The 13,507-nt window shown below is 68.1% G+C and carries 13 protein-coding genes and 1 riboswitch; of the genes, 4 read left to right on the plus strand and 9 right to left on the minus strand.

The genetic code is table 11. From position 1 onward, the window contains the following. Window positions 1–160 precede the first annotated feature (160 nt). The gene (ilvA, locus tag DBY63_RS05920) at window positions 161–1,702 is read right to left on the minus strand and encodes a threonine ammonia-lyase, biosynthetic (RefSeq protein WP_108581487.1); all 1,542 of its coding nucleotides are present in this window, start codon (window positions 1,700–1,702) and stop codon (window positions 161–163) included. A gap of 263 nt (window positions 1,703–1,965) precedes the next feature. Here ilvA and DBY63_RS05925 point away from each other — a divergent pair, with 263 nt between their 5' ends. The 4 genes from DBY63_RS05925 (at window position 1,966) to DBY63_RS05940 (ending at window position 7,460) form a co-directional block, all read left to right on the plus strand. Beyond that, window positions 1,966–2,208: an exodeoxyribonuclease VII small subunit gene (locus DBY63_RS05925; RefSeq protein ID WP_007161201.1), complete on the plus strand. Its 243-nt coding sequence runs from the start codon at window positions 1,966–1,968 to the stop codon at window positions 2,206–2,208. After that, a complete protein-coding gene (locus DBY63_RS05930; protein WP_027601104.1) occupies window positions 2,205–3,083 on the plus strand; it encodes a farnesyl diphosphate synthase in 879 nt (292 codons plus the stop codon). Before DBY63_RS05925 ends, DBY63_RS05930 begins: the two co-directional genes overlap by 4 nt. 150 nt (window positions 3,084–3,233) lie before the next feature. Then, on the plus strand, window positions 3,234–5,183 hold the full coding sequence (gene dxs / locus DBY63_RS05935; RefSeq protein WP_108581488.1) for a 1-deoxy-D-xylulose-5-phosphate synthase: 1,950 nt from the start codon (window positions 3,234–3,236) through the stop codon (window positions 5,181–5,183). A gap of 120 nt (window positions 5,184–5,303) precedes the next feature. After that, window positions 5,304–7,460, plus strand: coding sequence for a methyl-accepting chemotaxis protein (locus tag DBY63_RS05940; RefSeq protein WP_108581489.1), 2,157 nt, complete (start codon window positions 5,304–5,306; stop codon window positions 7,458–7,460). Here DBY63_RS05940 and ribA read toward each other — a convergent pair whose 3' ends face one another. The 8 genes from ribA to DBY63_RS05980 all read right to left on the minus strand — a co-directional run bounded on the left by ribA (window position 7,461) and on the right by DBY63_RS05980 (window position 13,178). Continuing rightward, a complete protein-coding gene (ribA, locus tag DBY63_RS05945; RefSeq protein ID WP_027601106.1) occupies window positions 7,461–8,087 on the minus strand; it encodes a GTP cyclohydrolase II in 627 nt (208 codons plus the stop codon). It lies immediately after the preceding gene. Window positions 8,088–8,182: 95 nt separating this feature from the next. Beyond that, on the minus strand, window positions 8,183–8,815 hold the full coding sequence (locus DBY63_RS05950) for a TIGR02281 family clan AA aspartic protease (protein WP_027599166.1): 633 nt from the start codon (window positions 8,813–8,815) through the stop codon (window positions 8,183–8,185). A gap of 27 nt (window positions 8,816–8,842) precedes the next feature. After that, window positions 8,843–9,352, minus strand: a complete 510-nt coding sequence (locus DBY63_RS05955) for a phosphatidylglycerophosphatase A (protein ID WP_027599167.1) — start codon at window positions 9,350–9,352, stop codon at window positions 8,843–8,845. Window positions 9,353–9,373: 21 nt separating this feature from the next. Further along, window positions 9,374–10,330, minus strand: coding sequence for a thiamine-phosphate kinase (thiL, locus tag DBY63_RS05960; protein ID WP_027599168.1), 957 nt, complete (start codon window positions 10,328–10,330; stop codon window positions 9,374–9,376). Window positions 10,331–10,342: 12 nt separating this feature from the next. Next, entirely contained in the window at window positions 10,343–10,822 is a 480-nt protein-coding gene (gene nusB / locus DBY63_RS05965) for a transcription antitermination factor NusB (protein WP_027599169.1), read from the minus strand. Between the two features lie 8 nt (window positions 10,823–10,830). Then, window positions 10,831–11,307 carry a 6,7-dimethyl-8-ribityllumazine synthase gene (gene ribE / locus DBY63_RS05970; protein ID WP_007161209.1) on the minus strand — a complete coding sequence of 159 codons (477 nt, stop codon included), beginning with the start codon at window positions 11,305–11,307 and terminating at the stop codon, window positions 10,831–10,833. A gap of 109 nt (window positions 11,308–11,416) precedes the next feature. After that, window positions 11,417–12,505 (minus strand): bifunctional 3,4-dihydroxy-2-butanone-4-phosphate synthase/GTP cyclohydrolase II, encoded by a 1,089-nt coding sequence (ribBA, locus tag DBY63_RS05975; protein ID WP_007161210.1) that lies wholly within the window; start codon window positions 12,503–12,505, stop codon window positions 11,417–11,419. Window positions 12,506–12,515: 10 nt separating this feature from the next. Beyond that, window positions 12,516–13,178, minus strand: coding sequence for a riboflavin synthase (locus tag DBY63_RS05980; RefSeq protein WP_007161211.1), 663 nt, complete (start codon window positions 13,176–13,178; stop codon window positions 12,516–12,518). A 142-nt stretch (window positions 13,179–13,320) separates the two neighbouring features. Further along, window positions 13,321–13,479: riboswitch (FMN riboswitch) on the minus strand. Between the last annotated feature and the right edge of the window lie 28 nt (window positions 13,480–13,507).

The raw sequence follows: 13,507 nt of genomic DNA on the forward strand, positions 1-13,507 counted from the left end.
AGGCCCCAGTGCCAATCGCGGCCATGGGCCGCTCCTACAGGCTCAGGTGTGACCGTAGGTACGAGGTAGGAGCGGCCCATGGCCACGATTTGGCGATACTCCAATCTCCGGAATTGACCACATTTGCGGACCGCCATGGCCGCGATCCCTCTGACTCGGTCTATCCAATGAACAACCGATACGCCGGATTCTCGGTCTCGTCCCAATAGCGATAGCCGATGGCATCCAGGGTAGCCAACAGCTCCGGCCGCTCGGCCTGGCTAGCCTCCAGCGCCGCGAACACCCGCCCATCCGCCGCGCCGTGGTTGCGGTAGTGGAACATGCTGATGTTCCAGCGCCCGCCCAGGCGGTCGAGGAAATCGAACAGCGCTCGGGGCCGCTCGGGGAATTCAAAGCGGAACACCTGCTCCTGGCCGACCCGCGGCGCATGGCCGCCCACGGTGTGGCGGATATGCAGCTTGGCCAGTTCGTTGTCGGTCAGGTCCAGCACCGGGAAGCCCTGGTCGCGCAGGCCCTGGATCAGGGCGTCACGCGGATCGCGCTGGGGATGGGTCTGGACGCCGACGAAGATATGGGCCTCTTCGCCTGTGTGGTAGCGGTAGTTGAATTCGGTGATCTGCCGCCGGCCCAGGGCCTTGCAGAAGGCGCGGAAGCTGCCCGGCCGCTCGGGGATGGTCACGGCGATGATGGCTTCGCGCTGCTCGCCCAGCTCCGCGCGCTCGGCTACGTGCCGCAGCCGGTCGAAGTTGATATTGGCACCCGAATCGATGGCCACCAGCACCTGGCCGCCGGAGCCTTCCCGCTCGGCGTATTTCTTGATCCCGGCCACGCCCAGGGCGCCGGCCGGTTCGGTGATGGAGCGGGTGTCGTCGTAGATGTCCTTGATCGCTGCGCAAATCTCGTCGGAGCTGACGGTGATCACCTCGTCGACATGGCGCCGGCAGATCTCGAAGGTGTGATGGCCGATCTGGGCCACGGCCACGCCGTCGGCGAACAGCCCGACTCGCGGCAGCACCACGCGCTCATCGGCGGCCATGGCCTGCTGCAGGCAGTTGGAATCGTCCGGCTCGACACCGATGACCTTGATCTCGGGCCGCAGGTATTTCACGTAGGCCGCGATGCCGGCGATCAGGCCGCCGCCGCCCACCGGGACGAAGATGGTGTCCAGGCGTCCCGGATGCTGGCGCAGGATCTCCATGGCCACGGTACCCTGGCCGGCGATGACGTCGGGATCGTCATAGGGCGGTACGAAGGTATAGCCCTGCTCCTCGACCAGGCGCAGAGCCTCGGCCAGGGCATCGGGAAAGGCGTCGCCATGCAGCACCACCTCGCCACCGCGGGATTGCACGCCGATGACCTTGAGCTCGGGGGTGGTCCGCGGCATGACGATGATCGCCCGCACGCCCAGCTCACGAGCCGCCAGGGCCAGGCCCTGGGCGTGGTTGCCGGCGCTGGCGGCGATGACGCCGCGGGCCTTTTCGCTGGCCGAGAGGCTGGCCAGCTTGGTGTAGGCGCCGCGGATCTTGAAGGAGAACACCGGCTGCAGGTCTTCGCGCTTGAGCAGCACCTGGCAACCCAGCCGCTCGGACAGCGCCCGTGCCGGTTGCAGGGGCGTTTCGATCGCCACGTCGTAGACGGGGGCTTCGAGGATCTTGCGGGCATAGCGCTGCAAGAGATCGGTGGCGGGTTCCTGGGCGGTCATGGCGGGCTCCTGGGGTGTTTCATCGGGGCCCAGGAGTCAGAAAGTACAAACCCGCCTCTTGGGCGGGTCTGGTTGCGCAGCTAACGCTGTCCCGCCATCAGGTAATGGCGGTAATAATGCTGGGGCGTTGGTGGCTGCGCGTTTTCATGACCGCTACCCTAGGGCCTGGCCGGGCATGGCGTCAAGCGGCGCCGATGGCTGTGGCACAATGGCCGACCCATTGCCCCCTTCCCGCGACCCGATCGCCTCTGTCGAGAATCCCGATGGCCCGCAAGAAAGCTCCCGACTTCGAACAATCCCTGGCCGAGTTGCAGACCCTGGTGGAACGCCTGGAAAGTGGCGAGCTGTCCCTGGAGGACTCCCTCGGCGCCTTCGAACAGGGCATCCGCCTGACCCGCGAATGCCAGGGCGCCCTGGCCCAGGCCGAGCAGAAGGTGCAGATCCTGCTGGAAAAGGACGGCGAACTCAGCGCCGCGCCCTTCGCCCCGGTTGGGGACGACGCATGATCGAGGCCTACCAGCAACGCTGCCAGACCCGCGTCGACACCGCCCTCGCCCCGCTCTTCACCGCCCCGCGCGCCGAACTCGCCCGGCTCTATGCGGCCATGGCCTACAGCGTCATGGGCGGCGGCAAGCGGGTGCGGCCGCTGCTGGTCTATGCCGCCTGCGAAGCCCTGGGCGGCGATCCGGCGCGCGCCGACCAGGCCGCCTGCGCGGTGGAGCTGATCCACGCCTATTCCCTGGTCCACGACGACCTGCCGGCCATGGACGACGACGACCTGCGCCGCGGCCGGCCCACCACCCACAAGGCCTATGACGAGGCCTGCGCCATCCTCGCCGGCGACGGCCTGCAGACCCTGGCCTTCGAGACCCTGCTGGCGGCGCCCCAGGACGCCGCGGTGCGGCTGGAGATGGTCGCGGTGCTGGCGCGCGCCAGCGGCCCGGCGGGCATGGTCGGCGGCCAGGCCATCGACCTGGAATCGGTCGGCCGGCGCATCGACCAGCCGGCGCTGGAGACCATGCACCTGCACAAGACCGGCGCCCTGATCGCCGCCAGCGTGCAACTCGGCGCCCTGGCCAGCGAAGCCGCCGGTGCCGGCGAGCGTGAGGCCCTGGGCCGCTATGCCGAGGCCATCGGCCTGGCCTTCCAGGTCTGGGACGACGTGCTCGACATCGAAAGCGATACCCAGACCCTGGGCAAACGCCAGGGCGCCGATCTCGCCCGCGACAAACCGACCTACCCGGCGCTGCTCGGCCTGGACGCGGCCAAGGCCTATGCCCTGGAGCTGCGCGACACTGCCCTGGCCGCCATCGAGGCCCTGGGCGAGCCCGCCGAACCCCTGCGCGCCCTGGCCCGCTACATCGTCGCCAGGCGCAGCTAGCCGCTTCCCGGCGGAAAAACTCGTGACCCGGGCCGCATTTGCCCCCGGGTCCGTTGTCACAGGGGCATAACAAGACGCCCTGTCCGCTGTTGGGATGCCACGCGGGCATCGGGTAAACTGCCTAATTCTCTGCGCAAAGTGATCAGCCAGATGCCCAAGACGTTTCACGAGATTCCCCGCCAGCGTCCCGCGACGCCCCTGCTCGACCGCATCGACTCGCCGGTCCAGCTGCGCCAGCTCGGTGACGCCGAGCTGGAAGCCGTCGCCGACGAACTGCGCGCCTTTCTCCTGTGGACCGTGGGCCAGACCGGCGGTCACTTCGGCGCCGGCCTCGGCGTCATCGAACTGACCGTGGCCCTGCACTATGTCTTCAACACCCCGGAAGACCGGCTGGTGTGGGACGTCGGCCACCAGGCCTATCCGCACAAGATCCTCACCGGTCGCCGCGAAGGCATGGCCAGCCTGCGCCAGAAGGACGGCCTGGCCGCCTTCCCGCGCCGCAGCGAGAGCGAGTACGACACCTTTGGCGTCGGTCACTCCAGCACCTCCATCGGCGCCGCCCTGGGCATGGCCATCGCCGCCCAGCTGCAAGGCATCGAGCGCAAGTCGGTGGCGGTGATCGGCGACGGCGCCCTGACCGCGGGCATGGCCTTCGAGGCCCTCAACCACGCCTCGGATACCGGCGCCAACATGCTGGTGGTGCTCAACGACAACGACATGTCCATCTCGCGCAATGTCGGTGGCCTGTCCAACTACCTGGCGCGACTACTCTCCAGCCGCACCTACCAGCACCTGCGCGAGAACGGCAAGAAGGCCCTCTCCAAGCTGCCCGGTGCCTGGGAAATCGCCCGCCGCACCGAAGAAGCCGCCAAGGGCATGCTGGTACCCGGCACCCTGTTCGAGGAACTGGGCTGGAACTACATCGGCCCCATCGACGGTCATGACCTGCCGACCCTAGTCACCACCCTGCGCAATCTGCGCGACGCCAAGGGCCCGCAGTTCCTCCATGTCATCACCCGCAAGGGCAAGGGCCTGTCCATCGCCGAGGCAGACCCCATCGGCTACCACGCCATCACCAAGCTGGAGCCGCTGGACGCCAAGCCCAAGCGCCCGGGCGCGCCCAAGTACTCCAATATCTTTGGCGACTGGCTGTGCGACATGGCCGCCGCCGATGCCAAGCTGGTGGGCATCACCCCGGCGATGAAGGAAGGCTCCGATCTGATCCGCTTCGCCGAACGCTATCCCGAGCGCTACTTCGACGTGGCCATCGCCGAGCAGCATGCGGTGACCCTGGCCGCGGGCCTGGCCTGCGACGGCATGAAGCCGGTGGTGGCCATCTACTCCACCTTCCTGCAGCGTGGCTACGATCAGCTGATCCACGACGTGGCGGTGCAGCATCTGGACGTGCTCTTCGCCATCGACCGCGCTGGCCTGGTCGGCGAAGACGGTCCGACCCATGCCGGCAGTTTCGACCTGTCCTACCTGCGCTGCATACCCGGCATGGTGATCATGGCGCCCAGCGACGAGAACGAGCTGCGCCGCCTGCTCACCACCGGCTATTGCCACCAAGGCCCCGCCGCGGTGCGCTACCCGCGTGGCAGCGGCCCCAACGCCGCCCTTGATCCGGGCCTGGAACCCCTGCCCATCGGCAAGGGCGTGGTGCGTCGCCAGAGCAGCCTGAAAAACGGCCCCACCGTCGGCTTCCTGGTGTTTGGCGTGCAACTGGCCGAGGCCCTGCAGGTCGCTGGGCGCCTGGACGCCAGCGTGGCCGACATGAGATTCGTCAAGCCGCTGGACGAAGCCCTGATCCGCCAGTTCGCCGCCGACCACGACCTGCTGGTCACCGTCGAGGAAAACAGCGTCATGGGCGGTGCCGGCAGTGCGGTCAACGAATTCCTGCAGGCCAATGCCCTGGTCCAGCCGGTGCTCAACCTGGGCCTGCCGGACAGCTACATCGAACACGCCAAGCCGGCCGACATGCTGGCCGAGTGCGGTCTGGACGTCGCGGGGATCGAGCGCGCGGTACGCGAGCGCCTGGCACTGCTGGAAGCCGCCCAGGCCGATACCTCGCCACGCCTGGCCCGCGGTGCCTCCGCCTAAAGGGCCGCGCACCGCTGATCTGAAGGCACCGACACCTCATCCAGCCGCTCTAGTGCGCGGCTGGAGCCCCCACCATGCTGGCTGCTGACTGCAATCAGCGTGGCGACAAGGATGGGTGTCATGAGTGACATGGATCTGAGCGGCCCCGAGCGCCGCTGGCTGCCCTGGCTGGGGCGCAATGGAAAGATCGCCCGTGGCTGGGCCTGCCTGCGCAACGGAGGTCGACAGGCACGCCTGGAAAAGACCTTTGCCGGCCTGGCCGGCACCCGTCGTGATCTGCTGCTGACCTGGACCCAGAGACACTGGCAGCAACTGGAACGGATCGCCGGGGCGCTGGAGACCGGCTGGCCCGCGCTGGATCCTCAAATCCTGGACGACGCCCTGCTGCACCTGGGCGCGGCCTCCGAACTCTTCGTGGTGGATACCCAGGGCCTGGTCCTCGCCTCCACCGCACGTCAGCGCCAGGGGCAGCGGCACGACGCCGCGGCCCTCGCCCGCGGTCTGCAGGCGCCCTTTCTGCAAGGCCCCTATCGCGATCCGGTCACCCTCGCCCTGGGCCCGACCACCTCGGCCTTCCACGATGCCGTCACCCTGCTGTTCCACCAGCCGCTGCGCCAAGCCGGCAAGCCGCTGGGCTGTCTCTGTCTGCGCCTGCCCAACGATGTGCTCAGCGATCTCATCCAGCGCGAGGCCGGGCATGTCTTTCCGGATTCCGGCGACAACTACCTGTTCATGGTCAAGGCGGTCGCCGACCCCAGCATAGCGCCCGGCACCGCGCTGTCGCGCTCGCGCTTCGAAGACGCCACCTTCACCGTCGGCGATAACCTCAAGCAAGGGGTCGCCACCCCCTTCGGGACGGTACGGATCCGCGAGCACACCGAGTTCGAGCTGAAATTCACCGCCCCGGCGACCAAGGAACTACACCCTAGGGTGCGCGAGACCATTCGCAAGGGGCGCAATCTGTTCGTCGCCTATCCAGGCTATTCCGATTACCGCCACGTCCCGGTGATCGGCGCCGGCCTTACCCTGCAATTGCCCGGTTCGCCGGATACCTGGGGCCTGCTCTGCGAAGCGGATCTGGAAGAAGCCTATCGTGGCGGCAGCCTGACCCAGCACCTGCTGCTCGGCGCCCTGCTGCTGGGCGCGGGCGCCTGGGGCCTGCAGGTCGCACTCAGCCTCTGGCAACCGCTGTGGCAGAGCGGCTTCGCCCTGGGCAGTGCAGCCCTCGCCCTGGCGCTCTACGGCGGTTTGGTGGTGCGGCCCTGTACCCGTCGCCTGCAACGCCTGGGCGACTTCTTCCTGGACATCGCCGAGTGCGGCGCCAGTCTCGACCAGCGCCTGGATCGCCAGGGCTTTCGCGCCGACGAGACCGGCGAGCTGGCGGTCTGGATCAACAGCTTCGTCGATCGCCTCGACACCTCGCTGCAGACCGTCAAGCAGGTCACCCGCGCCCTCAGCGCCGATGCCGCCAGTCTGCAGCGCGGGGCCCAGCACGCCAGCCAGGAAGCCGAACAGCAATGGCAGGCGGCCGAGGCCAACACCCAGGCCATGCAGACGATGCTGCAGGGCAGCCAGGAGATGGCCGCCCATGTGCGCGACAGCAGTGGCCTCTCGACCCGGGCACGCAACGGCAGCGACCACGGCAATCTTCTGGTCGGCCAGGTGGCCCGCGATCTGGAAATCCTCGATGGCACCATCGGCACCTCGGCCGGCACCATCAGCGCGCTCAACGAGCAGACCCACGCGGTGCGCCATGTCACCGACACCATCCGCGGCATCGCCGAACAGACCAACCTGCTGGCGCTCAACGCCGCCATCGAAGCGGCCCGCGCCGGCGATCAGGGACGCGGCTTCGCCGTGGTCGCCGACGAGGTGCGGCGCCTGGCCAATCATTCGGCGGATTCCACCCGCGAGATCGCCAGCATCCTCGACCAGATCCGCCTGCTGTCGGAACAGGCGGTGGCCGCCATGCAGCGCTGCAAGGCGGACGCCCAGACCTCGCGCAGTCGTTCGGACCAGGCCCAGGAGGCCTTGGGCGCCATCGATCGCGATGTCGGCGCGCTGCAGGAGCACCTGACCCACATCGGCCACACCCTGGAGGCCCTGGATACCAGCGGCAACCAGCTGCAGCTACGCAGCCAGGCGGCCCAGGACCAGGCACGGCGCAGCGCCGAGCTGGCCCAGACCACCCTGGGCGCCAGTCGCAACGTGGATCAACAGGTACTGGAATTGCAGGAAGCCGCGCAGCGCCTGGAACCGGCGCGCGCAGCCGGCTGATCAGGAGGCCGGATCGGCGGTCTCTTCGTTCTGATGCAGATTGCCGAGCATATGGCCGAGCTTGCCGGCCTTGGTCAGCAGATAGCGGCGGTTGTGCGGATTGAGGCCTTCCTGCAGCGGCACCCGCTCAGCGACCGGGATGCCCAGGACCTCGAGCGCCTTCACCTTGCGCGGATTGTTGGTCATCAGCCGCAGCGAGGTGATGCCGAGGTGTTCGAGCATCGGCTTGCACAGCGCATAGGTACGCTGGTCGGCGCCGAAACCCAGGCGCTCGTTGGCTTCCACGGTATCGGCGCCGGCATCCTGCAACTCATAGGCGCGGATTTTGTTGAGCAGGCCGATGCCGCGTCCTTCCTGGCGCAGATAGAGCAGCACGCCACGCCCGGCTTCGGCGATGGCGCGCAGCGCCGCTTCCAGCTGGAAGCCACAGTCGCATCTCAGGCTGAACAGCGCGTCGCCGGTCAGGCACTCGGAATGCAGCCGTCCCAGGACCGGCTCGCCATCGGCCACGTCACCGAAGGTCAGGGCGACGTGCTCCTTGCCATCGGTTTCGTCGAGGAAACCGTGCATGGTGAACAGGCCAAAGGGGGTGGGCAGTTGGGAGGCGGCGACAAAGACGACGGACACCTGCGGGCTCCTGGCGGGTAAAGACGTACATTGTAACCTTTTCCCCGGCTCCGGCGTCATCGCCAGGGGTTATGACGTCGATACCCGATGATCTATCAGCGTGCCTGGACGTAGAAGATGCCCTGGGCCTCGCGCCAGCCCACGCGGTTGAGGAAACTCATGCCCAGCAGGCCCTGGCTGGGATAGTTGCCTTCCAGGACCATGGCGTCCACCCCGACCACCTCGACATCGCCCAGGCGCACCTGCTTGAGCGTGGTGCGCCAGGCGCGGGCATGGCCGCTGGCGGTCTCCACCCAGCCCGGGGTGCCGTCGCGATAGCTGATGCCCAGCTGATCGGCCTGGGCGCCACTCAGGGCGACACTGGTGGCACCGGTGTCCACCAGCAGCGACACCGGACGGCCATTGACGTTGGCGGTGACCTGGTAATGGCCGTTGTTGCTGCGCGGCACGCTGAATTCGCGGCGCTGCGGGGCGCTGTAGCCATCGCTATATTCGCGGTCGAGGGTAAAGGCCTGGGTCCGGCCGTCGATGCGCAGCACCGCCTGCTGGGGATCCGCGCTGACCACCTCGACGTCGTCCAGGCGCTGGCCGACCCGCAGCAACTTGCGCTGGCCATTGACGTTGACCACCGCCGCGCCGTTGAACAACCCCACGACCCTGACCTGGGGTTGCGCCCAGGCGAGCGAACCGACGGCCAACAGCAGGCCGTACGCGCCCAGTCTTTTCACTGCCCTGCTCCTTGGGCCTGCGTCTCGTCAGCCGACGAGATGACCCCAACCGATGTGTAATCCCTGAACCACCAGCCAGGCGAGGATGCCGGCCAGTACATCGTCGACCATGATGCCGACGCCGCCGCGGACATTGACATCCAGCCAGCGGATTGGCCAGGGCTTGCAGATGTCCAGCACGCGGAAGGCGACGAAACCCACCAGCAGCCAGATCAGGCCCGGCGGCGCCAGCCAGAAGGTGATCCAGATGCCGACCATCTCGTCCCAGACGATGCCCTCGTGATCGTGCACACCCAGCTCGCGGGCGACCTTGCCGCATAGCCAAAAGCCGAAGACGGTCAGCAGCACCAGCAGCAGCGGATAGCTCCAGCCGCCGAGCAGCTGCCAGAGCGGCAGGAAGGGCAAGGCGATCAGCGAACCCCAGGTCCCGGGCGCCTTGGGCAGGGTGCCGGAACCCAGGCCGAAGGCCAGGAAGTGCCAGGGATCGCGCCAGACCGACGGAGGGACCGGCTGGGCGGGGGCTTGCTGTTCGCTCAAGAGAGGACTCCGCGCGGGGCGCTAGAAATGTTGGAAGCCGGCCTGCGCCGGGATCATGGGTTGACCGTCGGCGGCGAGGACGACAACGCCACTGCCCGCCTCGACTCGCCCGATCACCTGCGCCTGGGGCCAGGCGGCGGCCAGGGCCGGCGCCTGGTCCGGCGGCAGGGTGAAGACCAGCAGATAGTCGTCGCCTGCGCCGAGGGCCAGGCGCAGCACCTCGTCGGCGGGAAAGAGTTCGGCCAGCGCCGGACTCACCGGCAGCCGCGCCGTCTCCACGACCAGGCGGACGCCGGAGGCCGTGGCGATATGGCCGCAATCGGCCACCAGGCCATCGGAGACGTCCTGGGCCGCCGTCGCCCGACCCCGCAGCCAGAGGCCCAGGTCGAATTGCGGCTGGGGGGCCCAATAGCGTGCCAGCAGGTGCCGACTGGCGGCACCCTCCGCGGCACGCTGACCGAGGACGAAGGGCAAGGCCCCGCCGGCCTCGCCCGGCGCACCGCCCAGGCACAGCAGATCGCCCGGGCGGGCGCCGCTGCGCAAGAGCGCCTGACCGGCCGGTACCTGACCGAAGACCGTGAGGGTGAGGGACAGCGGACCGCGGGTGGTGTCACCACCGACCAGGCGCAGCTCGCACTGCTCGGCCATCTGCGCGAGTCCCGCCGCCAGGCCTTCCAGCCAGGCGGGCTCGATGCTCGGCAGGGTCAGCGCCAGGGTGAAGCCCAGCGGCGTGGCGCCCATGGCGGCGAGGTCGCTGGCGCTCACCGCCAGGGCGCGCTGGCCGAGGCCATGGGCATCCGGGCAGGGATCGGGAAAATGCACCCCGGCGGTCAGGGTATCGGTGGAGACCGCCAGCTGTTCACCCGGGGCGGGTGCCAGCAGCGCGCAGTCGTCACCGATGCCCAGTGCCACGCCGGGTCCGCCACGGGCGCAGGGCGCCGCGGCGAAATAGCGACGGATGAGTTCGAATTCACCCATGCCCGCGGGCGATCAGCGCTTGCCGCGCAACTCGGCGCTGCGCAGCTTGGGCGCCAGCTTGTCCAGCACGCCGTTGACGAACTTGTGGCCGTCGGTGGCGCCGAAGATCTTGGCCAGCTCGATGCCCTCGTTGATCACCACGCGATAGGGCACGTCGATGCGCTTGAGCAGTTCGTAGCAGGACAGTCGCAGCACGGCCAGCTCGACCGGGTCGACCTCGTCCATGGCGCGGTCCAGGCAGGGCAGGATCAGACCGTCGATCTCGCCCTTGTTGGCCGGGACGCCGTGGAGGATTTCATGGAAATAGGCGCCGTCGACCTTGGCGAAATCGTTGTCGACGCGAAACTGCGCCTCGATCTCGTTGATCGCCTGGCCCGCCATGTGCCACTGGTACAGGGCCTGGACCGACAGGCTGCGCGCTTCGCGGCGGGCAGCCAGTTTGCCGGTGGGGGCCTTCTTGCCCGCGGGCTTGCCGGCCGCGGGCGGAGTCAGATCGCCGCTCACTTGGCCTCCAGCTGCGCCAGCAGGCTGACCATTTCCAGGGCGGACAGGGCGGCTTCGGCGCCCTTGTTGCCGGCCTTGGTGCCGGAGCGCTCGATGGCCTGCTCGATGGAATCGACGGTCAGGACGCCGAAGGACACCGGCACGCCGAATTCCATGGAGACCTGGGCCAGACCCTTGGTGCACTCGCCGGCCACGTATTCGAAGTGGGGGGTGCCGCCACGGATCACCGCGCCGAGGGCGATGATGGCGTCGAATTCGTCGCGCTGGGCGATCTTCTGCACCGCCAGCGGGATCTCGAAGGCGCCGGGGACGCGGATGATGGTCAGGTCGTCCGGCTTGATGCCGTGACGCACCAGGGCGTCGATGGCGCCCTGCAGCAGGCTTTCGACGACGAAGCTGTTGAAGCGACCGACCACCAGGGCGAAACGGCCCTGAGGAGCGATGAAGGTGCCTTCAAAGGTCTTGATGTTCATGTGCGGGTCCAGTTGTCAAAGAGCCGGACGGCCGGCAGTGCCAGGCCGTCCGTGGAAATCCAGGTGAAGCGCGCCATGCCACCCGGGCGGGGCGCGCCAGGCGGAAGGGTCATTCTTCAGGAGGCAGATAGTCTACTACTTCCAGGTCGAAGCCGGATATGGCATTGAACTTCATCGGCGAGCTGAGCAGACGCATCTGACGAATGCCCAGGTCGCGGAGGATCTGCGAACCGGCCCCGACGGTGCTGTAGGTGGACAGCGCCTTGGGCACCGGCAGCGGCTCGCGCAGGTGCGCCAGCAGGTCGTCGCCCTCGATCGAGTGACCGAGCAGCAGCACCACGCCGGTGCCTTCCCGGGCCACGCGCTCCATGGCGCTGCGCAGACTCCAGCGACCCGGCTGGTGCACCTGCAGGAGGTCGCGCAGCGGATCCATGTTGTGCACCCGCACCAGCGGCAGCTCCTGGCCGGCCAGGTCGCCACGGATCAGCGCCAGGTGGACGTCGCCCTCCACCTCGTCGCGGTAGGTCACCAGCTTGAACGGACCGAGTTCGGTCTCCAGCTGCTGCTCGTCGATACGCTTGACGGTGTGCTCGTGCAGCAGACGGTAGTGGATCAGATCGGCGATGGTGCCGACCTTGAGGCCGTGCTGCTCGGCGAAGGCTTCGAGTTCGTCGCGCCGGGCCATGGTGCCGTCGTCGTTCATCACCTCGCAGATCACCCCGCTCTCGGCGAAACCGGCCATGCGCGCCAGGTCGCAGGCGGCTTCGGTGTGGCCGGCACGCGCCAGCACGCCGCCGGGCTGGGCCATCAGCGGAAACATGTGGCCGGGGCTGACCACGTCGCCGGCCTTGGCGTCCTTGGCGATGGCGGCCTGCACGGTGCGCGCGCGGTCGGCGGCGGAGATGCCGGTGCTGATGCCTTCGGCGGCCTCGATGGACACGGTGAACTTGGTGCCGAAGCCGGAGGCGTTGCGGCTGGCCATCATCGGCAGGTTGAGGCGCTCGCAGAGGCCCTTGCTCATGGGCATGCAAATCAGGCCGCGCGCGTGGCGGGCCATGAAGTTGATGTGTTCGGCGGTGACGCATTCGGAGGCGATGATGATGTCGCCTTCGTTCTCGCGGTCCTCGTCGTCCATGAGGATGACCATCTTGCCCGCGCGGATGTCCTGGATGATGTCTTCGATGCTGGAAAGTGCCACGGTGTCGTCCTTAGCGCTGCAGATAGCCGTGTTCGGCGAGAAAGTGTTCGGTGACGCCGCCCTTGCTGGACTCGGCAGCCTTGTCGCCCAGCAGCAGGCGCTCCAGGTAGCGGGCCAGCAGGTCCACCTCCAGGTTCACCCGGCGTCCGGGCCGGTAGTCGGCCATGATGGTCTCGCCGAGGGTATGGGGGACGATGGTCAGCTCGAATTCGGCGCCGTCCACGGCGTTCACCGTGAGGCTGACGCCGTCCACGGTGATCGAGCCCTTGAGCGCGATATAGCGGGCCAGCTCGGCAGGGGCGCGCAGGCGGAACTGCACGGCGCGGGCGTTATCGGCGCGGGAGACCACTTCGCCGAGTCCGTCCACGTGGCCGCTGACCAGGTGGCCGCCAAGGCGACTGGTGGGCATCAGCGCCTTTTCCAGGTTGACCCGGCTGCCGGGCTTGAGACCGCCCAGGCTGGTGAGGCTCAGGGTCTCGCGACTGACGTCGGCCCAGAAGCCGTCGCCGGGCAATTCCACGGCGGTGAGGCAGACGCCATTGACGGCGATGCTGTCGCCGAGCTTGACGTCGGCAAGGTCGAGCTTGCCGGTGGCGACATAGAGGCGCACGTCGCCGCCCTTGGGCGTGAGGGCGCGGATCTCGCCGAGGGCTTCGATGATTCCGGTAAACATCAGCTCAGGCCTCCGAGAGGTAGAGCCGGAAAGGCGGTGCAGCTAGACATCGACGAACTCCTGTTTCGGTGAAAAAACAGGGCGCACGGACAGAAGGGAAATCAGACGGACGAGGGGCTCGCACCCCTGCCAGGCGAGGCTATCCCGTTCTCTCTCATCCGGACTATGACCGTCGGCCCCGGAATCCAACCGGGTCTGCTGACCTCCCCCGCCGCAGAGGACGAGAGAGCGCTCGCGGGCTCGTCCCGACTGATCGGGCGTTACCGCCGGTGGGGAATTGCACCCCGCCCTGAGAACTCGCCGCCCGCAGGCAGCGCAGGTTTTGTAAC

It is taken from the genome of Pseudomonas sp. RIT411 (genome assembly GCF_003057735.2).
Lineage (GTDB): Bacteria > Pseudomonadota > Gammaproteobacteria > Pseudomonadales > Pseudomonadaceae > Chryseomonas > Chryseomonas oryzihabitans.

Excerpts from the sequence above, each read along its gene's own strand:
- ilvA (WP_108581487.1), bottom strand. The coding sequence starts at position 1,702 with ATGACCGCCCAGGAACCCGCCACCGATCTCTTGCAGCGCTATGCCCGC.
- DBY63_RS05925 (WP_007161201.1), top strand. The coding sequence starts at position 1,966 with ATGGCCCGCAAGAAAGCTCCCGACTTCGAACAATCCCTGGCCGAGTTG.
- DBY63_RS05930 (WP_027601104.1), top strand. The coding sequence starts at position 2,205 with ATGATCGAGGCCTACCAGCAACGCTGCCAGACCCGCGTCGACACCGCC.
- dxs (WP_108581488.1), top strand. The coding sequence starts at position 3,234 with ATGCCCAAGACGTTTCACGAGATTCCCCGCCAGCGTCCCGCGACGCCC.
- DBY63_RS05940 (WP_108581489.1), top strand. The coding sequence starts at position 5,304 with ATGAGTGACATGGATCTGAGCGGCCCCGAGCGCCGCTGGCTGCCCTGG.
- thiL (WP_027599168.1), bottom strand. The coding sequence starts at position 10,330 with ATGGGTGAATTCGAACTCATCCGTCGCTATTTCGCCGCGGCGCCCTGC.
- ribE (WP_007161209.1), bottom strand. The coding sequence starts at position 11,307 with ATGAACATCAAGACCTTTGAAGGCACCTTCATCGCTCCTCAGGGCCGT.
- DBY63_RS05980 (WP_007161211.1), bottom strand. The coding sequence starts at position 13,178 with ATGTTTACCGGAATCATCGAAGCCCTCGGCGAGATCCGCGCCCTCACG.